29 protein-coding genes and 1 tRNA gene are annotated in these 25,052 nt (G+C 63.3%); 17 read left to right on the forward strand and 13 right to left on the reverse strand.

The window, feature by feature from the left end; all coding sequences use genetic code 11:
• Nucleotides 1-43 precede the first annotated feature (43 nt).
• Nucleotides 44-1,981 carry a methyl-accepting chemotaxis protein gene (locus tag HBNXHr_RS03865; protein ID WP_275883247.1) on the reverse strand — a complete coding sequence of 646 codons (1,938 nt, stop codon included), beginning with the start codon at nt 1,979-1,981 and terminating at the stop codon, nt 44-46.
• 148 nt (nt 1,982-2,129) lie between these two features.
• On the opposite strand from HBNXHr_RS03865, the gene rpiA reads away from it, so the two are divergent.
• A complete protein-coding gene (gene rpiA / locus HBNXHr_RS03870; RefSeq protein ID WP_275739656.1) occupies nt 2,130-2,816 on the forward strand; it encodes a ribose-5-phosphate isomerase RpiA in 687 nt (228 codons plus the stop codon).
• A gap of 11 nt (nt 2,817-2,827) precedes the next feature.
• Here the strand turns inward: rpiA and HBNXHr_RS03875 are convergent, their stop codons facing one another.
• The gene (locus HBNXHr_RS03875) at nt 2,828-3,499 is read right to left on the reverse strand and encodes a ThuA domain-containing protein (RefSeq protein ID WP_275883248.1); all 672 of its coding nucleotides are present in this window, start codon (nt 3,497-3,499) and stop codon (nt 2,828-2,830) included.
• A 226-nt stretch (nt 3,500-3,725) separates the two neighbouring features.
• Here HBNXHr_RS03875 and HBNXHr_RS03880 point away from each other — a divergent pair, with 226 nt between their 5' ends.
• From HBNXHr_RS03880 to hflX, 3 genes are read left to right on the forward strand one after another with little or no spacing between them, the layout of a single operon-like run.
• Nucleotides 3,726-4,070, forward strand: a complete 345-nt coding sequence (locus HBNXHr_RS03880; RefSeq protein WP_275883249.1) for an HTH domain-containing protein — start codon at nt 3,726-3,728, stop codon at nt 4,068-4,070.
• Nucleotides 4,071-4,073: 3 nt separating this feature from the next.
• Nucleotides 4,074-4,535 (forward strand): PIN domain-containing protein, encoded by a 462-nt coding sequence (locus HBNXHr_RS03885; protein ID WP_275883250.1) that lies wholly within the window; start codon nt 4,074-4,076, stop codon nt 4,533-4,535.
• 57 nt (nt 4,536-4,592) lie between these two features.
• The gene (gene hflX, locus HBNXHr_RS03890; protein ID WP_275883251.1) at nt 4,593-5,912 is read left to right on the forward strand and encodes a GTPase HflX; all 1,320 of its coding nucleotides are present in this window, start codon (nt 4,593-4,595) and stop codon (nt 5,910-5,912) included.
• Nucleotides 5,913-5,926: 14 nt separating this feature from the next.
• Here the strand turns inward: hflX and HBNXHr_RS03895 are convergent, their stop codons facing one another.
• A complete protein-coding gene (locus tag HBNXHr_RS03895) occupies nt 5,927-6,373 on the reverse strand; it encodes an acyl-CoA thioesterase (RefSeq protein ID WP_275883252.1) in 447 nt (148 codons plus the stop codon).
• 170 nt (nt 6,374-6,543) lie between these two features.
• Between HBNXHr_RS03895 and HBNXHr_RS03900 the strand changes: the two genes are divergently transcribed.
• Nucleotides 6,544-7,053 carry a phosphate-starvation-inducible PsiE family protein gene (locus tag HBNXHr_RS03900; RefSeq protein WP_275883253.1) on the forward strand — a complete coding sequence of 170 codons (510 nt, stop codon included), beginning with the start codon at nt 6,544-6,546 and terminating at the stop codon, nt 7,051-7,053.
• Between the two features lie 121 nt (nt 7,054-7,174).
• On the opposite strand, the gene HBNXHr_RS03905 is transcribed toward HBNXHr_RS03900, so the two are convergent.
• On the reverse strand, nt 7,175-8,629 hold the full coding sequence (locus HBNXHr_RS03905) for an NAD(P)H-hydrate dehydratase (RefSeq protein ID WP_275883254.1): 1,455 nt from the start codon (nt 8,627-8,629) through the stop codon (nt 7,175-7,177).
• A 109-nt stretch (nt 8,630-8,738) separates the two neighbouring features.
• On the opposite strand from HBNXHr_RS03905, the gene HBNXHr_RS03910 reads away from it, so the two are divergent.
• Nucleotides 8,739-8,891 (forward strand): hypothetical protein, encoded by a 153-nt coding sequence (locus HBNXHr_RS03910; protein ID WP_020936015.1) that lies wholly within the window; start codon nt 8,739-8,741, stop codon nt 8,889-8,891.
• Nucleotides 8,892-8,917: 26 nt separating this feature from the next.
• Here HBNXHr_RS03910 and HBNXHr_RS03915 read toward each other — a convergent pair whose 3' ends face one another.
• Nucleotides 8,918-9,196: an acylphosphatase gene (locus tag HBNXHr_RS03915; RefSeq protein ID WP_275883255.1), complete on the reverse strand. Its 279-nt coding sequence runs from the start codon at nt 9,194-9,196 to the stop codon at nt 8,918-8,920.
• 57 nt (nt 9,197-9,253) lie between these two features.
• Nucleotides 9,254-10,174: a DNA glycosylase gene (locus tag HBNXHr_RS03920; protein ID WP_275883256.1), complete on the reverse strand. Its 921-nt coding sequence runs from the start codon at nt 10,172-10,174 to the stop codon at nt 9,254-9,256.
• Between the two features lie 84 nt (nt 10,175-10,258).
• Here HBNXHr_RS03920 and HBNXHr_RS03925 point away from each other — a divergent pair, with 84 nt between their 5' ends.
• On the forward strand, nt 10,259-10,762 hold the full coding sequence (locus tag HBNXHr_RS03925) for a DUF555 domain-containing protein (RefSeq protein WP_275883257.1): 504 nt from the start codon (nt 10,259-10,261) through the stop codon (nt 10,760-10,762).
• 147 nt (nt 10,763-10,909) lie between these two features.
• On the opposite strand, the gene HBNXHr_RS03930 is transcribed toward HBNXHr_RS03925, so the two are convergent.
• Nucleotides 10,910-11,149, reverse strand: coding sequence for a UPF0058 family protein (locus HBNXHr_RS03930; RefSeq protein WP_275739670.1), 240 nt, complete (start codon nt 11,147-11,149; stop codon nt 10,910-10,912).
• Between the two features lie 275 nt (nt 11,150-11,424).
• On the opposite strand from HBNXHr_RS03930, the gene HBNXHr_RS03935 reads away from it, so the two are divergent.
• On the forward strand, nt 11,425-11,829 hold the full coding sequence (locus HBNXHr_RS03935; protein ID WP_275739672.1) for a translation initiation factor IF-2 subunit beta: 405 nt from the start codon (nt 11,425-11,427) through the stop codon (nt 11,827-11,829).
• Between the two features lie 45 nt (nt 11,830-11,874).
• Here the strand turns inward: HBNXHr_RS03935 and HBNXHr_RS03940 are convergent, their stop codons facing one another.
• Nucleotides 11,875-12,054 carry a hypothetical protein gene (locus HBNXHr_RS03940; RefSeq protein WP_275739674.1) on the reverse strand — a complete coding sequence of 60 codons (180 nt, stop codon included), beginning with the start codon at nt 12,052-12,054 and terminating at the stop codon, nt 11,875-11,877.
• 88 nt (nt 12,055-12,142) lie between these two features.
• Entirely contained in the window at nt 12,143-12,553 is a 411-nt protein-coding gene (trxA, locus tag HBNXHr_RS03945) for a thioredoxin (protein WP_275739676.1), read from the reverse strand.
• Nucleotides 12,554-12,800: 247 nt separating this feature from the next.
• On the opposite strand from trxA, the gene HBNXHr_RS03950 reads away from it, so the two are divergent.
• Both HBNXHr_RS03950 and HBNXHr_RS03955 read left to right on the forward strand, forming a co-directional pair.
• Complete coding sequence (locus tag HBNXHr_RS03950) at nt 12,801-13,205, forward strand: helix-turn-helix domain-containing protein (protein ID WP_275739679.1); 405 nt, start codon at nt 12,801-12,803, stop codon at nt 13,203-13,205.
• Nucleotides 13,206-13,328: 123 nt separating this feature from the next.
• On the forward strand, nt 13,329-14,135 hold the full coding sequence (locus HBNXHr_RS03955; RefSeq protein WP_275883258.1) for a DnaJ domain-containing protein: 807 nt from the start codon (nt 13,329-13,331) through the stop codon (nt 14,133-14,135).
• A gap of 26 nt (nt 14,136-14,161) precedes the next feature.
• On the opposite strand, the gene menD is transcribed toward HBNXHr_RS03955, so the two are convergent.
• A complete protein-coding gene (menD, locus tag HBNXHr_RS03960) occupies nt 14,162-15,916 on the reverse strand; it encodes a 2-succinyl-5-enolpyruvyl-6-hydroxy-3-cyclohexene-1-carboxylic-acid synthase (RefSeq protein ID WP_275883259.1) in 1,755 nt (584 codons plus the stop codon).
• Complete coding sequence (locus tag HBNXHr_RS03965) at nt 15,913-17,268, reverse strand: isochorismate synthase (protein WP_275883260.1); 1,356 nt, start codon at nt 17,266-17,268, stop codon at nt 15,913-15,915. Before HBNXHr_RS03965 ends, menD begins: the two co-directional genes overlap by 4 nt.
• A gap of 210 nt (nt 17,269-17,478) precedes the next feature.
• On the opposite strand from HBNXHr_RS03965, the gene HBNXHr_RS03970 reads away from it, so the two are divergent.
• Both HBNXHr_RS03970 and HBNXHr_RS03975 read left to right on the forward strand, forming a co-directional pair.
• Nucleotides 17,479-18,009 (forward strand): amino acid-binding protein, encoded by a 531-nt coding sequence (locus HBNXHr_RS03970; RefSeq protein WP_275739686.1) that lies wholly within the window; start codon nt 17,479-17,481, stop codon nt 18,007-18,009.
• Nucleotides 18,009-18,968 (forward strand): homoserine dehydrogenase, encoded by a 960-nt coding sequence (locus HBNXHr_RS03975; RefSeq protein WP_275883261.1) that lies wholly within the window; start codon nt 18,009-18,011, stop codon nt 18,966-18,968. The genes HBNXHr_RS03970 and HBNXHr_RS03975 overlap by 1 nt, the downstream gene beginning before the upstream one ends.
• 43 nt (nt 18,969-19,011) lie before the next feature.
• Here HBNXHr_RS03975 and HBNXHr_RS03980 read toward each other — a convergent pair whose 3' ends face one another.
• Nucleotides 19,012-19,497, reverse strand: a complete 486-nt coding sequence (locus HBNXHr_RS03980; RefSeq protein ID WP_275883262.1) for an SHOCT domain-containing protein — start codon at nt 19,495-19,497, stop codon at nt 19,012-19,014.
• Nucleotides 19,498-19,769: 272 nt separating this feature from the next.
• Here HBNXHr_RS03980 and tuf point away from each other — a divergent pair, with 272 nt between their 5' ends.
• The 3 genes from tuf to HBNXHr_RS03995 all read left to right on the forward strand — a co-directional run bounded on the left by tuf (nt 19,770) and on the right by HBNXHr_RS03995 (nt 21,542).
• Complete coding sequence (gene tuf, locus HBNXHr_RS03985) at nt 19,770-21,041, forward strand: translation elongation factor EF-1 subunit alpha (protein WP_275739691.1); 1,272 nt, start codon at nt 19,770-19,772, stop codon at nt 21,039-21,041.
• On the forward strand, nt 21,038-21,349 hold the full coding sequence (rpsJ, locus tag HBNXHr_RS03990; RefSeq protein WP_198408540.1) for a 30S ribosomal protein S10: 312 nt from the start codon (nt 21,038-21,040) through the stop codon (nt 21,347-21,349). The genes tuf and rpsJ overlap by 4 nt, the downstream gene beginning before the upstream one ends.
• 121 nt (nt 21,350-21,470) lie before the next feature.
• Nucleotides 21,471-21,542 (forward strand) — tRNA-Ala (locus tag HBNXHr_RS03995).
• A 368-nt stretch (nt 21,543-21,910) separates the two neighbouring features.
• On the opposite strand, the gene HBNXHr_RS04000 is transcribed toward HBNXHr_RS03995, so the two are convergent.
• Nucleotides 21,911-22,186, reverse strand: a complete 276-nt coding sequence (locus HBNXHr_RS04000) for a hypothetical protein (protein WP_275883263.1) — start codon at nt 22,184-22,186, stop codon at nt 21,911-21,913.
• A 282-nt stretch (nt 22,187-22,468) separates the two neighbouring features.
• Between HBNXHr_RS04000 and HBNXHr_RS04005 the strand changes: the two genes are divergently transcribed.
• Together HBNXHr_RS04005 and HBNXHr_RS04010 are read left to right on the forward strand one after the other, a co-directional pair.
• A complete protein-coding gene (locus tag HBNXHr_RS04005) occupies nt 22,469-23,323 on the forward strand; it encodes a hypothetical protein (protein WP_275883264.1) in 855 nt (284 codons plus the stop codon).
• Between the two features lie 332 nt (nt 23,324-23,655).
• Complete coding sequence (locus HBNXHr_RS04010) at nt 23,656-24,909, forward strand: hypothetical protein (protein ID WP_275883265.1); 1,254 nt, start codon at nt 23,656-23,658, stop codon at nt 24,907-24,909.
• Nucleotides 24,910-25,052: the final 143 nt, after the last annotated feature.

Raw genomic sequence — 25,052 nt, forward strand, 5'->3', positions numbered from 1 at the left:
ACGGAGTCGTATCAACTCGTCGCCTCGCCTCGGCGGACGAGCCCTATTCCATACGTCCACCGTCGGCCGGCCTATTCCGTTCGCCACCGCCATCGGGGACTTCGAAGTTCGATAGCAGTGCCTGGAGCCGAGCGGCGCGATCGCTGAGCGATTCGACGGTGGTGTTGATCTGGGACATCGACGCGGTCTGCTGTTGGGCCGCTGCCGAGGCACTTTCGCTTTCGGCCGCGACCGTCCGGCTGCCGTCGGCGACATCCTCGATCGCCGAGACGGCGGATTCGGTGCTCGTGGCCTGGTCGTCGGTCGTCGCGCTGATTTCCTGGATCCCCTCGTCGGTCTCCTCGGCGTTGGTCGCGACCTGTCCGAACGCCTCGGCCACTGTCTCGACGGCCTCGACCGCTTCGAGGACGTACTGTTCGGCCGTCCGCGCCTCCTCGACGGTCCGTTCGGTTTCTGTCTTGACTGCCGTGATGAGCGACTCGATGTCGCCCGCCGATGCCTGGGTCTGCTCGGCCAGACTCTTGACCTCGTCGGCAACCACGGCGAACCCGTCGCCGCTGTTCCCGTCGCCGGACGCCCGGGCTGCCTCTATGTTGGCGTTCAGCGCCAGCATGTTCGTCCGCTCGGCGATGTCGCCGATTAGTTCGACGATCTCCCCGATTTCGGCCATTCGATCGTCGAGGGATTCGACGTTCCGGACGGTAGAGTCGATCGCGTCCCGGGCCTGTCGGGCGTCCTCGATCGCCCCCTGGGCCGTCTGTTCGCCTTCGTCGGCGATGCGAGCCGTCTCGTGTGAGCGCTCGGCGACCGCTTCGGCCGAGGCTGCCACCTCCTCGACGCCCGCCGAGAGGTTCGACAGTTCCCCGGAGAGCGCGTCGAGCATCTCCCGCTGATCGGCCGTCGCGCTCGCGATCTCCGTGACTGCGTCGCTTACCTCCGCGCTCGCGCTCGCGGCTTCATCCGTCCCGGCGGTCGCGTCAGCGCTCGCCTCGGCGACGGCCTCGGCGAAGGACTGGAGTTCCGCCATCGCCGTGGCCGTCTCCGTCACCATCCCGTTGAACGCGGTGGCGATCTGGGCCATAGCCTCGTTCTCGACGTCGGTGTCGAGTCGGGCCGTGAGGTCGCCGTCGGCAGCCTGTCGAATCGTGGCGCTGTAGGCGTCGGCCGTCGCTTCGAGACGCTGGTTTGCTCGCTCGATTTCAGCCTGGCGGGCCTGGGCCTCGGCCTTCATCTCCTGGGCCTCTGCCCGTGCCTCCTCGATTTCGGCCTGTTTGGCTTCGAGATCCTCGATCTCCCGGCTCTTCTCCCGGGCTTCCCGAAGTTGTGCGCGGGCCTCCTCGCGGGAGCGCTCAGTCGAGTACCATTGAGACATCAGTGCGATGGCCAGCGCCAGAACGAAGATCCCATGGATGAACCCCCACGCCCAGGGGTTGTTTATCGCGGCGGTATGGTTGTAGACGCGACTCGGGTTTATCATGCCGAAGACGCCGTGGGTAAGCACGACGTACCCGATTCCAAGCCCGAACGGCAGCCAGTCCTCGTAGACCGCGACGACGGCCATCCCGACGAAGAAGTGAAAGTGCGCCTCGATGAACCCGCCGGAAAGGTGGACCAGCACGACCGATGTCGACAACAGTCCCGTCGTCGCCAGCGCGGTCCGTGCCCGCCGGGGGAGTCGTGGGATTGCCGCCGCCAGGGCGAGGGCGACCACGATCGCGAGTTCGGCCAGGACGTGTGTCACCGGGATCGCCGGGATCGTCGCGCCGGTCACGACCGATTCCGTCCCCTCGTACGTTCCAAGCAGAAACAGGAAGGGGACGTGTGCAAGTATCAGTACGACGATGTTCCGGTGTCGACGCCGCCAGGACGCCTGGGGTATCGACCGCCCGTTCGGCACGTATCTCACCGCTTCCCGTATTCGGCGTGTCAACCCATCGAACCGGGAAAAATCGCCGGTATTGATCGGTTCGGTGCGTTCCATACCAGTAGGCCTACGTACCCGGTGAAAAGCTCATCTTCCGAGATATCAAATTCTGAAATCGGGGGCCAAAACGAGCCTGTTTCGTCTCTTCCGAGGTGCCGCCAGCGGCGAACAGTAGCTATTTGACGCGGAGTCCTCACGTACGGATATGGACGAGGAAACTCGCGATGCGGCCAAGCGACGGGCAAGCGAGAGTGCGGTCGAAGCCGTCAGCGATGGCGACGTCGTCGGCCTCGGCAGCGGTTCCACGGCCGAGCACGCCATCCGCATCCTCGGCGATCGAGTCGAGGAGGGGCTGGACATCGTCGGCGTGACGACCTCCTTTCAGGCTCGCGAGATCGCCATCGAGAAGGGGATCGACCTCACGACGCTGGACGAAACTGACGGCCACATCGACGTGACGATCGACGGCGCGGACCAGTTCGCCGGCCCGGATCTGATCAAGGGCGGCGGCGCGGCCCACGCCCGCGAGAAGATCGTCGCCAGCGCGACCGACAGCCTCCAGATCGTCGCCGATCCGACCAAGGAGACCGACGTGCTGGACACCGTGGTCCCCGTCGAAGTCCTCCCCGACGCCCGGACGACGGTCGCGAATGCCATCCGCGAGATGGGCGGCGAACCCGAACTCCGGTGGGCCAAGCGCAAGAGCGGCCCCGTGGTGACTGACAACGGGAATCTTCTCTTCGATGCTGACTTCGGCGCGATCGACGATCCCGAGGGACTCGCGACGGAGATCGCGACGATCCCCAGCGTGGTCGAACACGGGATCTTCCCCGGCTACGCCGACGCCGTTCACATGGGGACTGAGGACGGTGTGACCGTCTTCGAGTACTGAACTGATTGATTTTACGCCCGGCCGCCGGCCCACCGCACGCCGGCCCCGAGCAGCGCCCGCGCCTCTCCTTCAAATGACGACCGGAAGTGCCCAAGCGCGGTGTAAAAGGACCGACCGTCGCCGTAGGATTGCACCCAGGCGACCGGCATGTCCCCCAGATCGGGGTGGTCCATCCGCGCGAGGACGCGCACGTCGCCGGTGACGACCTCGTAGGGTTCGTCGTAAGCCTGGAAGTCCTCGCGGTTGATTGTGATCGGGTGGTGGGAGTCGACGATCCGGACGTCGAAGACCTCCGGCTCGGGATGCTGGATGAATCGCCCGCCGATGAGTGCCTCGAGTTCGGGGTTTGGCTCCTCGCGCTCCCCGACGACGTCGTCGGGGTCTGCGGGCACAGTGGTCTCAAGCGCCGCCGCGCCGTGGACGCCAGCGTACCCACCGCCGCTCTCGACGAACTCGAGCAACCCTGACAGCTGGGCGTCGGTCATCTTGCTGTCGGTCGTGTAGTCGATCAGGATGTCGTAGTCGCTGTCGGGCAACGTTGCGAGTTCCTCGCGGTCGGTCGTGGTCTCGGCGTCGATGCCTTCGGCCGAAAGCGCCGACTCGATGTGCGGACCGAGTTCCTCGATGTCGTGGAACGGGAACGCCGTGCCGCCGAGGAGGAGTGCCTGCAGATTTTGGGTCATTGCTCTGCCCCCGTGTGATCGTGTACAGTCATCGTCTGCCGGCCACGTTCGTTCGGCACGCACAAAGAAACGCCGGTCGTGTGGGGGTTGTGTTCATAGAATGTATTGCAAGCTAACTATACCTACCTGTGTGTTGATAGTGTCTGACTGTAGGCTGCCATGTCAGCTACTCTTTGGCCAATCCGTCCGAGAAAGATTTTTCATTCCTACGTGCGTAGGGTTGGATATGGGGAAACCAGGCCCGAATCCGGAAGTCGTCGCCGAGGACGTACTCGAAGTCTTCCGCGATCGTGCTGACGATAGCGAGCCGCTTACCGCCCCGGAGATTTCGGACGATCTCAACTGCTCGCGGCGGACAGTGCTCGACCGGCTCCACGAGCTGGCGGAGCGTGGCCACATCACGAGCAAAAAGGTCGGTGGGCGGAGCCGTGTGTGGTGGATCCCGGACGACAATGCATCAGCGCACGATTTCCCGGCGGACGATCCGCTGTTCAGCGGCGAGCCATTGCTTTCTCCTGACGACCCGGTCGACGAGACCGAGATCGACGACGTTCTCTACAGCGAGGGCTGAGACGTGTCGCGGACTGTTGCTCCGGGCGCGATACCGCTTTTCATCGACACCGGTGCGTTTTACGCCCGGTTCGTAGGGACAGCACAACGGCACGATCGTGCCACGGCGGTGTTCGAAGCGATCGGCACCGGGGAGGTTGCGTATCGGCCGCTGTATACGTCGACCTACGTCCTCGACGAACTGGCGACACTCATCCTCAGCCATCGGGACCACGACGCTGCGACCGCCGCGCTCGAGCGCGTTCGCGAGTCACCGACGACCGTCATCCAGCCGGGCCGGGCGGACTTCGACCGGGCCTGCGAGGAGTTCGCACGCTACGTCGATCACGAGATCTCACTCACGGACCACATGAGCGGTGTGCTGGCTGCCGATCGAGATATCGAGCACGTGTTCACGTTCGATCCTGATCACTTCCGAACGCTTGACTTCACGGCCGTTCCCGACGACACCGGCGAGGGACTGTGAGCCATTCACCGGGAACCGACGCAAGCTTAAATATCGGTAGGCCGTAGCACGGAGTGAGTGACCGGAACAGACCGACCTACCGACGGGGCGCTCGTCGTCAAGCGGGTCGACGAGGGGTCCGCCGACACGACCGAAATCAAGCGACTCGCCGACGCCGCGGGCTACGATGTCCTGGCCACGCTCACCCAGACCCGGACCGAGGACCCCGCCTACCACGTGGGGGAGGGCAAGGCCGCCGAGATCGCCGAAGAGCTTCGCGCTCGCGACGCAACAGTCGTCATCTTCGACAACCAGCTCGGGCCCTACCAGACGTACAACCTCGGCACCGAGTTCCCCGAGGGCGTCCAACTCCTGGATCGGTTTCGGCTGATCCTCGAAATCTTCGGCCAGCGCGCCCAGACCCGGAAGGCCCAGTTGCAGGTCGAACTCGCGGAACTCCGGTACGAACTCCCGCGGGCGGAGGCCAAGGCCAGCCTCGCCCGGCGCGAGGAGCATCCGGGGTTCATGGGGCTGGGGGAGTACGACGAGAGCCGCGAGCAGGACATCAAAAACCGGATCTCCCGGATCCGCGACGAACTCGAGAAGATCGAGCGGACCGACGAACACCGTCGCGAACAGCGCCGGGAGTCGGGCTTCGATCTCGTGGCGCTTGCGGGCTACACCAACGCGGGCAAGTCGACGCTGCTCCGCCGGCTGGCGGAAGATCTGGACGTCGACGAGAACGAGGGCGTCCATCCTGACCTCGACGAAACGGCCGCGTCAGAGGATCGGCTGTTCACGACGCTGGGGACCACGACCCGCCGGGCCGACTTCGATCGCCGGGACGTGCTCGTGACCGACACGGTCGGGTTCATCTCCGACCTCCCACACTGGCTGGTTGAGTCCTTCAAGTCCACGCTGGGTTCGGTCTATCAGGCCGACCTCGTGCTGCTGGTGGTCGACGTGGGCGAGTCCGTCGAGTCGATCCGCGAGAAACTGGTCACCGCCCACGACACGCTCTACGAGCGCAACGAGGCCCCGATCCTGACCGTCCTCAACAAGATCGACACCGTCGAGGCGGCGGAACTCGACCGCAAGCGCGAGGCCCTCTCGGCGCTCGCGCCGAATCCCGTCGCCGTCAGTGCCAGGACCGGGGAGAACGTCGACGCGCTCCGCGAGCGGATCGACGAATCATTGCCGGCCCTCGAACGCGAGCGCCTCGTCCTCCCGATGACTGACGACGCGATGAGCGTCGTCTCCTGGATCCACGACCACGCCCACGTCGAGGATGTCGACTACGGCGAGGAAGTCGTCGTCGAGTTCGAGGGTCGGCCCGCTGTCGTCGAACAGTCACGGGCGAAGGCGAGCGATCTCGTCCCCGCGGAGTCGGCGTCCTGAGTTTGGTTTTCCGCTCAGCTGTCATCGCGCTCGCGTTCGAGCGCACGCTCGCGGAGTCGCCGGCAGCGGTCGCTGTCGACCGTCAGATCGGGAACCGACACGGGGGCCCCGTCCTCGTCGATGGCGACGAAGACGAACCGGGAGTTCGTCGTCGGCTCACGCTCACCCGTCCGGGGGTTCTCGCGGGCGGCGTCGAGCGCGACTTTGACGCTGGTTCGACCCGTCTCGTAGGCGTAGGATTCGATGATCACGGTCTCGCCGGTCGGGATCGGCCGGTGGAAGCTCATCTGATCGATCGAGGCCGTGACGCAGGGCTCGTTCGCGGCGCGCATCGCCGACATCGCGCCGAGTTCGTCCATCCACTTCATCACGTTGCCGCCGTGGACTGTCCCGTAATTGTTTGCGTGGTTGGGCTGGACGCGCCAGCGGTTCTCGAGGTAGGTGTCGCTGATCGTCGGCATGTTCAGGATATCGGAACCACTGGATGTGAGTGTACCGGCCGTCGATCCGCTCGGGGCGCAATTTGGTCCCACCTCCCCACTGTCTTTGGTCGATGGTATAACCGTCCGGCGTACGTACAACTGCTGTATGTATCGCCAGCTACCCAGCGGGAAAACGCCGTCTTCCACCGATGAGCGGTGATACCGCGTCATCCGCCAAACAGCAATCTTCAGACGGCGGCGAACGCTCGAAGCCGCTGGCAGACCGGTATACCCACGCGATGGGTCGGTTTGTTCATGGGATCGAACTCGCCGCCGCAACCGTTTTTGCTGTCCTCTTTGCGATCGGGGTCGCTGATCTCACACTCCAGATCTTCGGGGCTGTCGCCTCGGGAAGCATTACCGATCCACTCGTCGTCATCGGTTTCATCGATACGGGACTCCTCCTGTTGATCATCGTTGAGGTATACCAGACAGTGCTCGCGTACGTCGAAGAGAACGACATCCGGCGCATCGTCCAGCTCGTTATTTACACTGGCGTCATCGCGATGGTCAGAAAAGTCATCCTCTTTCGAACGGGCGAGTATGCGACGATTCCTGACGCCCTGTTCGCCGCCGGGTCCTATGCGATCATCATCTTCGCGCTGGTTGGACTGCTCGTTGCCGAGGGGATCTACGGGAGTGAGCACGCGAATATATGACGGCTGATACTTATGTAGGGCTGCTGATTCTTGGGGATTTAGCCCTTGATCCCGACCAGTAGCGACAGACTGTTACCCGAGCAAGGCTCGAATAGCGGGTTCGTGCGGGTGATTTTCGAGTTCATTCCGCGCGGTCACCCCACATCGCCGTCGGGACGCGTTCGAGCAAGTCCGTCGCGACGAGCCCGTATCCCCACTCCTCGACGACCAGATCGCCTGCCCGGCCGGTGACGTACGCGCCGAGTGACGCCGCCGGATGCGGATCGAGCGTCGCCGCGAGCGCACCCGTGACGCCCGCGAGCACGTCGCCGGTCCCGCCAACGGTCATGCCGGGGTTGCCGGTCCGACTGACTCGCGTCGATTTGCCGTCCGAGATGATATCCGCCGGTCCCTTCACGAGCAGCGTCGCCCCGATCTCGGCTGCCAACTCCGCCACGTTCTCGGCCCGCGTCTCCCAGTCGGCCGCGTCGTGGCCGCCCATGCGCTCGAACTCGCCCCGGTGGGGCGTACAGATCAGGGTCGCCTCGGTCTCAACGTCCGGCACGACCCGAAGGGCGTCGGCGTCGACGACTGCGGTTCCTTCAAAGTCCGCGAGGAACGCCTCGACGGCCGAAAGCGTCGCCTCGCCGGCACCCAGTCCGGGACCGAGGACCACGCTGTCGTGCTCGCTCGCCAGCTCGAGTAGCGGGTCGACGGCGGGTTCAGTGAGTTGGGTGCCGTCGAAGGGCCGGACGATCAGGTCCTCGCTGTAGCCCTGCACTTCGTCGGCGATGGCGGCCGGGACGGCGACCCGGACGAGGTCCGCGCCCGATCGAAGTGCCGACTGGGCCGCGAGTGCCGGCGCGCCGGTGTAGGGTCCGCCACCGATCACCAGCACCTCGCCGAAGTCGCCCTTGTGGCTGTCGGCCGGCCGGGAGAGTCGAAGGAGATCGCCCTGCTCGACGAAGAACTCCGCGCCGGGCGGGACGCCGATGTCGGCCACCTCGAGTGGCGCGTCGAGATCGGCAAGTCCCGGCTTGGACTTGTGGAAGGTGACAATGCGGTCCGGTCGGACGGCACCCTCGGCGAGCGTCCCCTCGCTCGCGTCGAGTCCCGAGGGGACGTCGAGACTGACGACCGTCGCGTCGGCGGCGTTGATCGCGTCGGCGGCAGTGGCCACTGGCTCCCGGAGCGCACCCGAGATCCCCGTTCCAAGCATCGCGTCGACGATCACGTCCGGGTCCGAGAGATCGAACGCCGTCGAGTCGCTGATCGTCCGGGTTTCCACGGTCGAGCGCTCGAGAGCGTTCCAGTTCTCGCGGGCAATGTCGGTCCCGATGTCGTCGGGATCGCCCAGGAGTGTGACGCGACAGTCGTACGCGCCGAGGAACCGTGCCGCGACGAGCGCGTCCCCGCCGTTGTTGCCACGGCCGGCCACGATCTCGATCCGATCGTCGGCGTCGGCGACATCGCGGATCACTCCAGCGGCGGCGTTGCCGGCCGATTCCATGAGTTGTTTCCGGGTTACACCCAGCGCGGCGGCATTTGCGTCGACGATGGCGATCTCCCGGCCGGTGAGTTCGCTCCCGAAGGTCATGGCCGGGGGTTCGAACGCTCGGCGGTTAACAGTTCAGCATTATCAGCGATTGAAGGTGGATCCGGGTGCTTTTCGGCGTCGATGAGCAACTATGCCGTGCATGCCGCTGATGTCAGATGACGACTTCTCCATCCACGACGACGACTGCGAGAAGCAAGAGAGCGGCTGGATGCCTGTCTCGGATCTGCCGGACGAGGTCACCTCCATGGACGACCTCGACTGTGCGTGCTGGGAGGAGTACGATTCGATCGCCGAGATTTGATCGGTCGCCGGGCCGCCATTCGACGGTCACCGCCTGATCTCGAAGCCGTCCAGCCCCTGGGGTTCCTCGGACGTCACCTCGACTTCGTCCACCCGGGCCGCCGGACTGCCCTCGTGACAGAACTCGACCATCGCGTCGACCCCCTCCTCGTCCCCCTCGAAGACTGCCTCGACGCGGCCGTCGGACAGGTTCTTCACCCAGCCATCGACGCCGTGCTTCTCGGCTGTGTCGCGGGTCGTCGCCCGGAAGAAAACGCCCTGTACGTTGCCGGAGACGTGGACGTGTGCGCGAACTTGATCACTCATGTGCTGCAGTTCGGACGCCGAGGCAAAAATGCCACTCCCGGGTGTCGTCTGTCGTCCTCACTCAGTCGACCCGCCGCCGTTACGGAGATGATGAAAGACGTACGTCTGGGCGTAGCCGGCGTACTGCCCGCCGAAGCGCTCCCGAATCGCCCGGGAGGTCTCGGCGTAGGAGCCCCGGTCACATTCAGGGTAATACTCCTCGATCGTCGACCGGATCCAGGTGTCAAGCGGGACCGCCTCGACGAATCCCAGCGAGAACAACAGCACGCAATCGGCCACCTTCTCGCCGACGCCGACGAACTGGGTGAGATACTCCCGGGCGTCTTCGTATGCCAGGTCCGTCGCCTCCTGGGGGTGGGCCGTCCCCTCGGCAACCATTTCGGCCGTCCGCTGAACGTACGGAGCGCGATAGCCCAGGCCGAGGTCCCGGAGGTCCCCTTCCGTCGCCTCGGCGAGTCGTCCGGGCGTCGGAAAGGCATGGTACTCCTCCCCGTCGAAGGTGATCGACTCGCCGAAGCGTTCCTCCAGCGCGCGCTGCATCTCGTGAATCCGGCCGATCCGCATCTGGGCCGAGCAGATGAACGCGATCAGCGTCGCGAAGGGAGGATCGCGGACAAGCCGCAGCCCCCAGTAGCGGTCGAAGGCGGCGTCGAGCAGTGGGTCCGCAGGTGTTGCGTCCCTGATCTCCGCGAGGTCGTCGTCCAGTCGGAGGCGTCGTCGGAGCGTTGCTTCCGCCTCGAAACTCGCTTCCCACTCCAGCCGATCGTCGACTTGCCGGACGCGAACGATGTCGTGGTCCCCTTCGCTCAAGCCCCCGTCATTGTCGATGACTGTCGCGTACCACGCGTCCCCACCGTACGCATTGCTGGTTTCGTACATCTGGCCGTCCAAACGCGTCCAGCGAAAGCTCTGGCCGCTCTCCACTGTCGACTGGAGATCGAACGCGACCGACGAAAGCGACAGCGTCCCGCGGTTCATACCACCGCTCCGGGCGAGTCACCTTTGTCCGTTTCGCGTTCGACCGGCCTAACCTTCTTATCAGAGGCGTGCAAAGTTGTTCACATGAACTGTCGAGTTGTCGTCGAAGCGGCTGTGCCCGTATACGACGTCGAAACCGCAGACGAGGCCGTGCGTATCGCCATCTCGAAGACGGGGGAGATGCTCAATCCCGACCTCAACTACGTCGAGATAAACATGAGCGGGCGACACTGTCCCCACTGTGGCGAGGAACTCGACCCCGCCTTCATCGCCGCCGACGAGAGCCTCGTCGCCCTCGAACTCGAGATGACGGTGTTCAACGTCGAGCGTGACGAACACGCCGCCCGTATCGCTCGCAAGGAGATCGGCCAGCGCCTCGAAAACATCCCGCTGGAGATCGTCGAGATCGAGGCGATCGAAGACGAAGCGGACGACACTGACGAGGACGGTTCTGACGAGAGCGAACCAGTCGAGGAAGCGTCGACGGTCGTCTCGGAGACTGCTGGGGACACTGATACCGATCCCGTGGCTGAGGACGACCGGGACGATGACGTCCTCCCGGAATTCGAGGAACTGATCGACGAATAACCCGATCGGTACAGCTGACTCCGACGCAGCTTCCTCGACAGTCACACGACGACTCGATTTTGCGGATGGCGACACGATTCACGATCAGCAACGCAGTCGCTGGCGAACGTGAGACGCCGAAAACTGTCGGGGCGCTTCCCAGCAGAGTCAGTCAGCAGTCGCGGAGACGCGCTCGGTGTCCGTCGTGGACTCCATTTCTCCGGTGATGCCCTCGGCGAGAGCGAACACGGCCGCCTTGTGGTCCGTCTTGGACTTGTGGATCGACGTCGGCTTCACGCCGAGTTCCGTGTATCGCTGGTGGTCGACTTTCGTGTCGAGTGTTTGTTCGTAGTGATCGCGTACCTGCGCAAGCAGCCCATGGAGATGGATGAGCTCCTGCTTTTTCATGGTCACTCAATCGTAACGACTGGAGGGTTATAGTAGTATCCTGAGTACTGTTACCACACTTCTCTGGTAGCGAGGGCGTTCCTAACGGTTGTTTTCGATGGATCTGTGGAGACGACTGCACCCCGATCGGCGATTCGAGACGTATCAATTATCATTATAATTCGGCAGCGGTCCAGTGGGGCGGTCAGTCGTCGGCTGACACGGCACGCCCCGTGCTGGGGAGCGTTTCGCACCGGTTTGAAAGATTTTTATTCGATCGTAGACGACGTAGGGATATGGACTACGATGACATGCTCGATCGGGCGATCGAGGACACGCCGGACATCGAGTCGGGGGCCGACCGGTTCGACGTGCCCGATCCGGACGTTCGCCAGGAGGGGAACATGACGGTATACGAAAACTTCCAGGCGACGACCCGTCGGCTCGGCCGTGAGGACGAGCACGTGATGAAATTCCTGCAGGACGAACTTGGGACCAGCGGTCACATCGACGAAAGCGGGCGCGCCCGGCTCACCGGCGAGTTCAAGCAGCGCCGGATTCAGGCGGCGCTCGACGCCTATACTGAGGAGTTCGTCATCTGCTCGGAGTGTGGCCTTCCGGACACGCGGCTCATCCGCGAGCAGGGTGCAATTTTGCTCCGGTGTGAGGCCTGTGGTGCGCGGTCCGCCACCAGCGGGTAGCTCCGATTTTCGAACGGACTGTTCCCGCCCGACACTGGACGGAACTCAGCGAAGCTCTCGCAGCGTTTCGAGATCGCGGTCGGTTCGCATGAACTCGGAGAGCCGGCGCTGTTCCGCACAGTCGGGGCACGTGAAGAGTTCCTCGGGGGCCGGAAGATCGCGCGGCGTCGATTCCCACTCTTTGCGACACTCGGGACAGACGAGTCTGACGTACGCTTCCTCCATCGATGGGTGTGTATGACACACCTACGGAAATAAGGTTTGTTGCTCCCAACGGGGGAACCCGCGCCGACTGAAGATTGCTCGACGGTGATCAGGCACCTGCGTGTCGGTCGATCAGGCTCCTGTAGTGACTCTGGTCGCGGACGCCGACGACCTGTTCGGCGACCTCGCCGCCGGCGAAGACGACCACCGTCGGGACGCCCCGGACCTGGTACTGACTCGCCAATTCCTGGTGGGCGTCGACGTCGACTTTGGCGACGGCCGCGTCGGTCTCGGCGGCGAGTTCCTCGACGATCGGCTCCAGCATCTTGCACGGTCCACACCAGTCCGCATAGAAATCCACCATGACGACGTCGTGGGTCGCGACGACCTCGTCGAAGTCGTCGATGCTGTCGACGTGAATCGGTTCGTTCGGGGCTGTCGTCGGCGCTGAATCGTCCTGTTGCATGAGTTGCTCTTTCTTGCGTTGTTTGATCGTCTCGATATCGTCTCCGCCGGTCATAGCATCCGCCGATAGGCCCCACCGACGCTTAAGTGTTGTGAATGGACCATACAATACCGCTGTGAAGCTCGTTCCCCATCTAGCGGGTGATTTCCCCTCAGATACGTGCCTGCATTGGCCCGTAAAGATCTGTTACGTCTATGATGTGACGGGTGGTCGGGCCCCGAAACCGCCTCCGTTGCAGTGTTAGAGTGATGCACAGCACTCACAACACTTTTGAACGCGCTTCGCCTAGACGGGGCTACGAATGGCAGAGTCGATCAACGAGTACCTCAAGCAGGACATGGAGTGTGAGGGGTTGCTCGAATGCATCCACGGGCTCAAGGAACTCGATAAGGAGGTGTTTGTGACCCTGACTGATACGACGGAGCCGATGACTATCGACGAGATCGCCGACGCCGTCGATCGGGAGCGCTCGACCGCGTATCGAGCAGTCCAGCGCCTCCTCCAGTCGGGCTTCATCCAGAAGGAACAGGTCAATTACGATCAGGGTGGGTACTATCACGTCTACCACCCGACGGACCCTGATCAGATCGCGGATAAGATGCAGCGGACGCTCAACGACTGGTACGCCAAGATGGGCCAACTTATCGGCGAGTTCCGCGAGAAGTACGACCCAGAGGCGGCGGTCGATCCGGCGGCTGACAGCTAGTCACGACGGTTGGATTGTGATCCGCCTCATCTTTCATGTCGGTCACGATGATCGTTTGTGCTTGCCGGCGACCGACGGATGTTTGTAGTATGGGCCGGTTGACACGACCAGGTTACCCGTCGGATGGCTCGAACGTACTACGATGTCCTCGGCGTCGAGGAATCGGCCTCAACTGCCGATATCGAGGCTGCCTACCGCGAGCGGCTCAAGGAGACCCATCCCGACGTCACGGACGATCCCGACGCGACTGACACAGTGCAGGAAGTCATCGACGCCAGGGACGTGCTGACTGACGAGGCCGAGCGTGCCCGTTACGACCGATTGGGCCACGAAGCGTACGTCTCCGGTGATCCCACTGGGATGGCGTCTGCATCGGCAAGGGGGTCCACGGACGAGGGGGCAGGGGAAACGCACTCCGCCGCGTCTGCGCACAGCCAGTCCGACGGCAGTTCGACGTCCGTCGGCGATAACACACGGGTCCGATCCGGGTCACGTGACGCGACGCGAGGTCAGTCATCCACCCCTACCGACAGAGACCGGACGTGGGCACATGGGTCAGGGGGAAGGGTCACCCAGCCGGGCGATCCGAACACGGTCCGGTGGAGTCGCCTGTTCCCGCCGAACCAGTCGGTCGTCCTGCTGCTCGCGGCGTTCATCTGTTACCCTCCCTTTGTCCTTTTTAGCGTCTACCCACCGTTCCCAGCCGTGTTTAATCTCATCGTCGCCGCGTGTACGCTGGCGCTCGTGGGCTATCTCATCTCGCTGCCCGAGATCGGCGTGCTCGTGTTCGGCTTCTGGGGTCTCGTTACAGCCGGGTCCTTCCTGATCGGGTCGCTCGGCATGATCTCGCTGTCCGGCGTCCTTGCGATGACGGCGACCTGGCTCCCACTTGGCCTCTCGATCGTGGTATTTCGACTCATTCGACACTGACCGCGAGTCACGGGTGCCCCATCCAGTCACCGCAATTCGGTCCGGACATCCTCGTGGATCGTCTCCCGGACACGGTGGCTCTCCGCTGCGTCGAAGGTAATTTCGATGATCTGGGTGCCGGGGGCGGCCAGGGATTCCCGATAGAGCGATTCGAACCCATCGAGTGACGCAGTCCGGACGAATTCGGCATCGTAGAGCTCCCCGACGGGCGAGAAATCCAGGCCGTGTGGCGTCTTGAAAAAGTCAGTGAACGGTGGGTCGAAGTCCTCGATCGGCAGCATGTGGAAGATGCCACCGCCGTCGTTGTTGAGCAGGACGATCGTCGCCTCGACCTCGGCCCGGGCCAGCGCGAGTAGTCCGTTCATGTCGTGATAGAAGGAGACATCGCCGAGGACGCCGACCAGGGGACCGTCGGTCGCGCTTGCGGCCCCCAGTGCCGTGCTGGTGACGCCGTCGATCCCGCTCACGCCGCGATTCCCCAGGATGCGGACTGATCTCGCCCGTGGCTGTCCGAACCGGTCGAGATCCCGGACTGGCATGCTGTTGCCGACGACCAAGGTCGCTCCGGCAGGAATCTCCGCTGCCACCGTCGACAGGACCGCTCCTTCGAAGTTGGCGTCCGTTGTTGTCCGATCCAGCAGTGACCAGTACGTCTCCTCGGCGCGCTCGAAGCGCTCACGCCACGCGTCGTCCCCGCCGGTCGCGATCCGGTCGGCCAGGTCGTCGGCCAGCCGGGTCGGATCGGCGACGAGCAGGTCGCTCGCCGTGAACTCGGCTTCGGTCCATTCGCCGGCCGGGTCGACCACGAACTGGCGGGCCTCGCTATCCCGGAGATAGTGCCTGAGGACCTTCGACGTGGGTGAGGCACCGAACCGAACGACGACATCGGGGTCCGGCCAGCCCCACTCCTCGCTCGCGTCGAGATACGAGTCGTAGCCGCCACAGATCCCCACGCTGTCGGCGTGACCGAATCGGTGGCCCGAGAGTGGATCGGCGAGGACAGGGAAATCGGTTGCGCGGGCGAGCCCGACCAGTGCCTCTCTGGCCGGTGTCGGTTGGCTCGCCGGCCCAGCGACGATCAGTCCCCGGTCGGCTCCCTCGATGACTCCGGCGACGCGGTCGAGTTCCTCGTCGGCAAGCGTCACCGCCCCCTGGGAAATCCCGACGAACGGGCCGTCCCGCCCCTCGACTGCCAGGGGCGCACGCTCGCCGAGATCGTCGGGAACGTCACCCTCGACGTGGACCGGTTCGAGTGGCTTTCGGAAGGGGATATTGAGATGAACCGGGCCCGCCGGCGTCCCTATCGCGTCGGCGACAGCCCGATCCGCCGTCACGCGGAGCGACCGTAGCGCTCGCGGACGCGGTGCGGGTTCGGGGAGTGTCCGGTACTGTCTGACGGCCGACCCGTAGAGCTTCGTCTGGTCGGCAGTCTGGTTTGCGCCGCTGTCCTGAAGTTCGGGTGGCCGGTCGGCCGTGAGCACGACAAGCGGCACCCGACCCTCGTCGGCTTCCATCACGGCCGGGTGGAGATTCGCCGTCGCCGTCCCCGAGGTCGTGACGACGGCGGTCGGCTCGCCACTCTGGCGGCCCCGACCGAGCGCGAAGAAGGCGGCCGAGCGTTCGTCGAGCAACGAGACCACCTCGACCTCGCTGGCCGCGAACGCGGTCGTCAACGGCGTCGACCGGCTCCCGGGCGCGAGACAGGCATATTCGACCCCGGCGGCCGCGAGTTCGTCGACGAGCACGTTCGCCCACAGTGTGTTGCGGTTCGGGGCCATCATCGTAAGGCGTCGAGGATCGGGCGGTACTTGAGCTGAATCTCGTCCCACTCGGCGTCGGGGTCGCTATCGGCGACGATCCCCGCCCCGGCAAACAGCGTGGCCCGGCGCTCTCTTGTGAGTGCCGACCGAATGCCCACGGCAAACTCCCCATCACCGGCCGCGTCGAACCAGCCGATCGGCGCGGCGTACCACCCGCGATCGAAGGCTTCAGCCTCCTGAATCGCCGCCAACGCATCGTCCGGCGGCAGTCCGCCGACGGCCGGCGTGGGATGTAACGCTTCGACCAGCGAGAGGACGTGTACCTCCGTATCGAGGATCGCCTCGATCGGCGTCTGGAGGTGCTGGACCGTGGCGAGTTGTCTGATGGTTCGTTCGCCAGTCGTGACGGTCTCGGCGAAGCCATCGAGTTGCTCGCGGATGGCTTCGACGACGAGGGCGTGTTCGTGGCTGTCCTTCGGACTGTCCGTGAGTTCCTCGGCGAGCCACTCGTCTTCGGCCCCCGTGTCCCCGCGGCCGATCGACCCCGCCAGTGCCGCTGTCTGCACCCGGGGACCGTCACGCCTGAGCAGTCGCTCGGGGGTCGCCCCGAAGAAAGTCCCCGCGCCTGCTTGCTCGGGTGCGAACGCGAAGCGGTAGCAGTCAGGGTAGGTCTCGCTGAGCCGATCGAGGGCGGCGGGCACTGACAGCGACCCTGCGAGGTCAACGGTCTGAGCGCCGGCCAGGACGACCTTCCGCAGGTCGCCCCGATCGATGCGCTCGACGGCAGCGTCGACCTGTTCGGTCCAGGCGTCGCGCTCGGGGATCTGTGATCGGGCGGCGATGCCTGGTGGCGACTCGGTCGACGGCTGGGCGTTCGTGAGTCGTTCCTGCCAGCGTTCGAGGGTTTGTTCGGCGGTACTCGGGGCGTCCGGACCGACAGCGGCGGCCGTCAGCCAGGTTTCGCCGTCGCGCTCGATGACCGAGACGGCCGGCAGGTGGAAATAGGCGTCCGGAAACCCCGTCCAGTCGGCGTCAGCGTGGCGATCGACCCCGACGTCGTGGAACGCGAAGCCACCGAACAGCCGGGGGCGGGCGAACGGCGGCAGGTTCGTGGCGACATCCTGGTTCGCAAAGAGTCCACTCGCTCGCTCGCGGACCGCTTCGAATCGGTCGCCGCTCGTCACGGAGATCGTCGCCGCGCTGCCCGTCCCCGCGACCGTCTCGTCGGGGCTAGCCCATGCCGTCCACGGTCGCCTGCGGATCTCGTCGGCGAGCAGCGTGGCGGGATCGACGGCGTCGAGTTGGCAGCCACGGATGGCGAGAACGTCGCTGGCGTGATCGGTCCCGACTGCGTCGGCACGCACTGACTCCATCTGGCCTGTCTAGGGGCACAATCCATTAAGGGCTGACGATACCCCCACCATCGGACGCTCGTTCGGACTGGCCGTCACCATCGACGGGCTCGGACGAGTCGCCCTCTCGGCGGGCGTCAGTTCAAGCAGATTCTTATACCTCCCTCCCTGTGGATGGGATACGATGTACGCGCCCAGACACGCGTCTTCGATAGCCGAGGTGAACGTGGGATGAGCGATCCGCAGGACGAAGTCCGGGCGTACACAGTTCGGCTCGAACTCGTCGACGAACCCGGTGAACTCCTCCGGGCGCTATCCCCGATCGCCGACAACGGCGGTAACCTGCTGAGTATCTACCACGAACGCGGGAACATGACCCCGCGCGGGCACATCCCAGTTGAGGTCGATCTCGAAGCGTCGCCCGAGCGCTTCGACGTGATCGTCGACGCGCTTCGGGAGGCCGGCGTCAACGTGATCCAGGCCGGCAAGGAGCGCTACAGCGAGGAACTCACCGTGGTCCTCGTCGGCCATCTCGTCGATACTGATCTCTCTGATACGCTCTCGCAACTCCGGGCGGAGAACGGGGCCGTGACCGATATCTCGCTGGCTGCCCCTCAGGGCGCCGACGAGGTGTCGAGTGCGCGCCTCCGACTCCGGACCGAGCAGGGGGCCGTCGAGGACACCCTCAGTGCGGTCCGATCGGTGGCTGACCAGAAGGACCTTCGTGTTGTCGAACCCCTCGCGCCGGGAGGTGAGGCCTGATGGATCTCGCAATCATGGGGACGGGGACGGTCGGTAGCTCCGTCGCCGAACTCGCAAGCGAGTACGGGCACCGGGTCACCGCCATGGCCAACGTCGACGCCGCGGCGATCGACCCTGACGGCATCGACACGGCGACAGCACTGGAACGCCAGCGCTCCGAGGGGATGGCACATCTCGGTGACAGCGATCCCGACGACGTGCTGGCTGCCGAGTACGACGCGCTGATCGAGGTGACGCCGGTGACGCTGGGCGACGCCGAACCGGGATTCAGCCACGTCGAGGCTGCTTTGGAGCGGGACAAACACGTCGTCCTCGCGAACAAGGGGCCGATGGCCGAACGCTACGCCGACGTCCGTGCGCTCGAAGCCGAAAGCGCGGGCGAGGTCCGCTTCGAGGCCACCGTCGCAGGTGCGATCCCGGTACTCTCGACGATCGAGGACTACGGGCCGGGAACGATGTCCGCCGTTCGGGGTGTGTTCAACGGCACGGCGAACTTCATCCTCACGCGGATGGCCGCGGAGGGACTGGGTTACGAGCACGTCCTCGCGGAGGCACAGGACCTGGGCGTCGCCGAGGCCGATCCCGCTTTCGACGTCGAGGGGACCGACGCCGCCCTGAAGTGTGTCATCCTCGCGAACGTCCTCGCGCAGGGCGACCGTGCGTTCTCCCTCGAAGATGCGACCGTCGAGGGCATCAAGGACATCCCGGGCAGCGCGCTCGAACTCGCCCGCGAGGACGGCCGGACGATCCGGCTGATCGGCGAGGTCGCCGGCGACGAGATCCGGGTGAGTCCGCGACTGGTTCCCGAGCACAGCGAACTCGCCGTCAGCGGGACGACCAATATCGTTCAACTGGAGACCGACAACGCCGGTCGGCTCAACCTCTCCGGCCGCGGTGCGGGCGGTCCCGAAACTGCGACGGCGATCCTCGCGGACGTCAATCGGCTTCCCGAGCGCTAACCACGGACTGATTGTGGCCGGTTTCCTCCGTCGCCTGACGGAGTCACTCGACGTCGAGGGCCGCCTCCGGACTCTCGCTCTCTTCTGTCTCTCGGGACGGTGTGTCCTGTCTGTCCCGTCTTTCGAGGACAGCTCTGATCGCATCCGTGTCGTCCGTCCGGACGTCTTCGGTCTCCAGCAGCGCTTCGAGTCCCCGTTCAAGCTCCCGCTCGTCGATCTCCCCTTTCGCGTACCGGCGTCGGAGTTCGTCCAATGGGTCCGCCGTCTCCCCGCCGTCACGGGTGGTCTCGCTCTCGTCGATCCCCACTGCCAGGTCCCGCAGTTTCCGTGCCCGTTCGATCTCCTCCGCCGGATCGGCCAGACTCCCGGCGAGGACGCCAGCGACCGGGACCAAAAAGAGCCAGCCGACGACGAACACCCACAACGCCGCCTGTGGCCCCGTGTTCATGTACGCGGCAATGCCGGCTGGCAGCGTCGCGACCGCAAACACGCCCGCGAGCGCTTCGAAAACCCGATGGTAGCTACCCATGCGTGAGGCTTGGGTATGCCTGTTGTATAATTGTATTGTCACGGACATCGACGGCTGATCGGACCACGCGTGATTGACTCTCGCCAGCCCGGCCCATACCGGCCGCCGGTGACCTCTATCGCCGGAACTGATGGACACAGGCCGACCGCAATCCGTGACAGCAGTTCCCAAATCGCAAGACAGCGGCGGCATGGTCTACGCTCGCTATCGAAATGGTTTTAACACCAACAGCCGAACGATTCCGATACAGCGCCTCTGCGCGTGAGATTCAAATGAGTGAGGACAAACCGCACCAGAACCTCGCCATCATCGGACACGTCGACCACGGGAAATCCACTCTCGTCGGTCGACTCCTGTTCGAGACCGGCAGCGTTCCGGAGCACGTCATCGAGCAGCACCGAGAGGAAGCCGAAGAGAAGGGCAAAGGCGGCTTCGAGTTCGCCTATGTGATGGACAACCTCGCCGAGGAGCGAGAGCGTGGTGTCACCATCGACATCGCCCACCAGGAGTTCGACACCGACGAGTACTACTTCACCATCGTCGACTGTCCGGGCCACCGTGACTTCGTGAAGAACATGATCACGGGCGCGTCCCAGGCCGACAACGCCGTGCTCGTGGTCGCCGCCGACGACGGCGTCCAGCCCCAGACCCAGGAGCACGTCTTCCTGGCCCGCACCCTGGGTATCGACGAGCTCATCGTTGCCGTCAACAAGATGGACCTCGTCGACTACGAGGAATCCCGCTATAAGGAGACCGTCCAGGAGGTCACGGAACTCCTCAAGCAGGTCCAGTTCAACACCGACGACGCGAGTTTCATCCCCTCCTCGGCGTTCGAGGGCGACAACATCAACGAACTCAGCGACAACATGCCGTGGTACGACGGGCCGACCGTCCTCGAGTCGCTGAACGACCTGCCCGAGCCGGAGCCGCCGACGGACGCGCCGCTCCGACTCCCGATTCAGGACGTTTACACCATCTCCGGTATCGGGACCGTCCCGGTCGGTCGAATCGAGACCGGCGAGATGTTCCCCGGCGACGACGTCACGTTCCAGCCGTCTGACGTCGGCGGCGAGGTCAAGACCGTCGAGATGCACCACGAGGAAGTCGACCGCGCCGGCCCCGGCGACAACGTCGGATTCAACGTCCGCGGCGTCGGCAAGGACGACATCCGCCGTGGTGACGTCTGTGGTCCCGCAGACGATCCGCCGTCGGTCGCCGAGACCTTCCAGGCGCAGATCGTCGTCATGCAGCACCCGAGCGTGATCACCGCGGGCTACACCCCGGTCTTCCACGCCCACACCGCCCAGGTCGCCTGTACGATCGAGTCCATCGATCAGAAGATCGACCCCTCCTCCGGCGAGGTCGCCGAGGAGAACCCCGACTTCATCCAGTCGGGTGATGCGGCTGTCGTCACCATCCGACCGCAAAAGCCCCTCAGCATCGAACCGTCGGGCGAGATTCCGGAGCTCGGCAGCTTCGCCATCCGTGACATGGGTCAGACCATCGCGGCCGGCAAAGTGCTGAGCGTCGACGAGCGCGAATAATGCAGCAGGCACGCGTCCGTCTCGCCGGAACCAGCCCCGCGGACCTGGACGACATCTGCGACGACGTCCAGGAGATCGCGAACAAGACCGGCGTCGAGCTGTCCGGTCCGGTGCCGCTCCCGACGAAGACGCTGGAAGTGCCCGCGCGCAAGTCCCCCGACGGCGAGGGGACCGCCACGTGGGAGCACTGGGAGATGCGCGTCCACAAACGGCTCATCGACATCGACGCCGACGAGCGCGCCCTTCGACAGCTGATGCGCATTCAGGTGCCGAACGACGTCTCGATCGAGATCGTCCTCGAAGACTGAGCGATCGGTGCTTCGGGTTTCGAACCCGACGCTCTCAGTCGATCGTCGACGATTTCCGTGCGCCCTCACGCGCAGGTCGAATCGTCGGATTCAACTATCCGTATCACGGATATCCCGTTGCGGGCTCGTAGATCAGTGGCAGATCGCTTCCTTCGCAAGGAAGAGGCCCGGGGTTCAAATCCCCGCGAGTCCACTCGTGGTTCGCGCGTTGCGCGAACACACTCGTTCCCTCGCGTGGTCTCACTCGCTGCGCTCGCGAGACCCCCGCGAGTCCATGTTTACTGTCGCTCGCAAACTCGCGAGCGATGCAATTCTGATTGCTTGAGCGGGGATTTGAGCCTGGAAGTCGCAGCGCCGAGCGATGCGAGGTCGCGAAGCGACCTCGAAGGCCGAACGGCGTCGCAGTGAGGCAGCGAGGCGATCGTCTTCCATTGTTCAAATTCCGAAAGGCGGCGAGCCGCCTTTCGACCCTCGCGGCGACGATGTCGCCGCTCAGTCCCCGCGAGTCCACTCGTGGTTCGCGCGTTGCGCGAACACACTCGTTCCCTCGCGTGGTCACACTCACTGCGAGACGTTCGCGGTGCTCACGTCTCGCACCTCGCGTGACCCCCGCGAGTCCACTCTTGTTACCGCCCGACGAGTGCGCCGTGTTCGACCGGGACGCCACCGAGCGCCCGCGAGGCCACTCTTGTTACCGCCCGGCCCATTGTCGATCCATGACCGACTTCGAGAGTCGAAGCCGAACAGGACGAGCGCGAAGAGCTTCGCCTGGACGCCACTCGCGAGCGCGAAGAACGGACTCACGAAGGCATCGTTCAGGTCGATCCGCTTTTCCATCACCCACTCACCCCCGTAGCGGCGGAAATCGGTGCGCAGACGGTACAATACGTCGAGTCAAACACCCGGACTTTGATCCGGTTCAGTCGGGTGCCACAGCAATTGCAATGCTGCACACCTGAGCGACCTGTCTAGTACGGTAAAAGACAGAGGGGGAGTGTATGGTGTGATTTATCCAGATACTAATAAAGAAAGTTAGTAGCAGGTGGGAGGATAGTTCATTCAGCAGAGCAATATTGAATAACCCAGACCAGCAATTCCAAGTACCTCACATAGATCAACATGGAAAGGATCAATCCGAAATCGGTCTTTGGCGGGACGAAAAACGAACAGGTTGACTTCGAGATCGCATTTACTGCATTTATTGTAACAATCGTTCTATCAACATCTACGAACGATCCGGGCTATCGATTTTTATCAATACTTGTTATTTTGATGAGTGGTCTTACTCTCTTGAGGAAAATGGCAGTTTCAAACCAGCATGCACCGGCACAACCTCTACTAGAATGGACTATGCCATTTATATTGACAATCACTATCGTTTCTTCTATTCATGTGTTTCTGGCAGTAGGCACTTTCATTATTGGTGTGTTAGGATGGGATATTTCAGCAATATATATTTCTGGACCATTTGTACCCCTGTCCTTCCTTGCGATATTCTTGCTTCATGAGAAGATATTCCATGATGCCAGTCTTTACTTAGCTATTCTGGGATACAACGCCGCTGTCAAGGCTGAGCGGGCAAATTCGCGATTGACTGATAATGTTAAAGACTGGTTTTTATTCTATGTTGCTCAACTGGCTTCCGTGTCAAATAGTCCAAATATCCCACCAGAACTTACCGAGTTAGATGATGAACGACAATCATATCAATCTAAGTCTATTATCGGGCTGTTCTTATTCGGAATGCTCATATTCACTATACTCTGGATGTTTGTTTCTTGGCTGTTCGGCTCTTTTGTCCTGAACCTTCTGTTCCTTCTCATGGTATTTTTTGTCAAGTATCCTATCCAGTTTTGGTATTCTCGGTTTGGGTTAGCCAGATTCCCTCTGGAGAGATTTGGGTGGTTTGATTATGTCATCATCGCACTAGGATTACTCATTTCAAATCTGACTATTCTCCCGATTTATGCTTAGGTGAGTTGCTTGGTCTTAGATAACCCCCCAGGGTTCACACGTAGAGAAATACGCTCCTCTCGATATGCACACGAGATGCTCGCCAGCGTGTGCATATCTCGCGGCTGCCGAGCCGGTCGGGATGGGTGTCCGGCATGATCGAACAGGCCGACGGGTATTGGACCGAACCGAGAGGCGCGTGCTGTTCGCTAGGCACTTTTGAGTCCGGCTGTGGCAGTGAAGCGTCAGATCGCAGACTGGCCATTCCTTCCAATGCAATCACAAAAATGTAGTTATAATTCAGTAACATTCTAACAGATACTAATATATAACCTCCAGATGGGGATACAGATATGGCACAACCAACGCCGTCGCGTCGGCGGATGCTTCGTGTGGTCGGTGCCGCTGGTCTGGCTGGGCTTGCAGGCTGTGGCGCGCTCAACAGCAACGCAGCCGATCCGACCGGAACGGACACCGAACACACGACTTCGGCGGCCAAGGGGGACGAAACAGGGGACTACGAGCGGTGGCTCCTCGCACCCAGTGAGGTTGCTTTCGGCGATACGATCCTGTTGACATCGGCCCGAGTCAACGAGATACGCAGCCATCGTGATGGCTTACCACGAATCGATGGCGGATTCGGGTTCGGTAGTGATACGATGGTCCCTGTTGACACTATTGAACGTATCCACAGTTTCGGCTCGCTGATTGCAATGACCGGGACCTTCGACGCGGAGACAGCCACGGGAGGGATTAGCGACCAATTCAGCGAGACAGACACGCACCGGGGCTACTCGGTGTATGCTGCCGGGGACGTGCAAGCGTACGGCATTGCTGATGGCACAGTCCTCGTCTCACTTTCATACGAGGGTGCCGACGTGAGGCAGAACCTCCGGGAATTCATCGATACAAGCGAGGGGGCGATCCCGCGACTGCAGGACGTAAACGATGCCGGGCAAGCACTGGTGGACGCCCTCCCTACGGGCTCGTCGGTTCGGATCCACACCGACGCGGATCGAATTCAGGTTCCTGATGCGGTAATGGCGGGCTCGACGGTCAATCTTGGTCAGTCAGAGAGTGAGGTCAGCACTGCTGTCGTCTTCGAGAATGCGGCGGCTGTCGATGCCGAACGAGTCAGGGCGACGGTCGGACACACGGCATTCTTCGACAGTCCCGACGCTGTCAGCGTCACTACCAACGGCCGGGCGGTCCTCGCCCAGGGGACAGTACCGACAGAAGAACTGCAGTCACTACAGGTCAGACTTGATGGAGACATCGCAGGCGGCCAACGGCAGATCAACGCCACGATGGACTACCGTGTCGGGAACGATGGCGGACGGCTCGTCATTACCCACAACGGCGGTGACCCTATCCCGCGAGACAACCTCAGTATCCGTGGCTCGGGGTTTGCCAACGTGCCCAACGTCGACGCCACCGAGCAAGGCCAGTGGGCCGGCACCGCCTCCGGCACGGTCGATGGCCAGCCGGCAGTCGTTTTCGGCGATACGATGACCGTCGGTGTCACTCCGTCCTATGACATCAGTCTGTGGGTGTCCTCTTCGGGCGGGAGTGAGACTGCAGAACGCAGTAGCGGTCCCGAGGCGTAGCCACCACACACGACAACCGCCACGGTTCGGTGAGGATGGGCACGCTGACCTACGGTGGCGTGTCCAGTTATTCCGGACAGCTCTGTTGGCGAAGCCGTTTCCGAACAGCCCCAACTCGCCCCGTTCCGTGGATTCACGTAGCG

The sequence above is a fragment of the Halorhabdus sp. BNX81 genome (assembly GCF_029229925.1).
Lineage (GTDB): Archaea > Halobacteriota > Halobacteria > Halobacteriales > Haloarculaceae > Halorhabdus.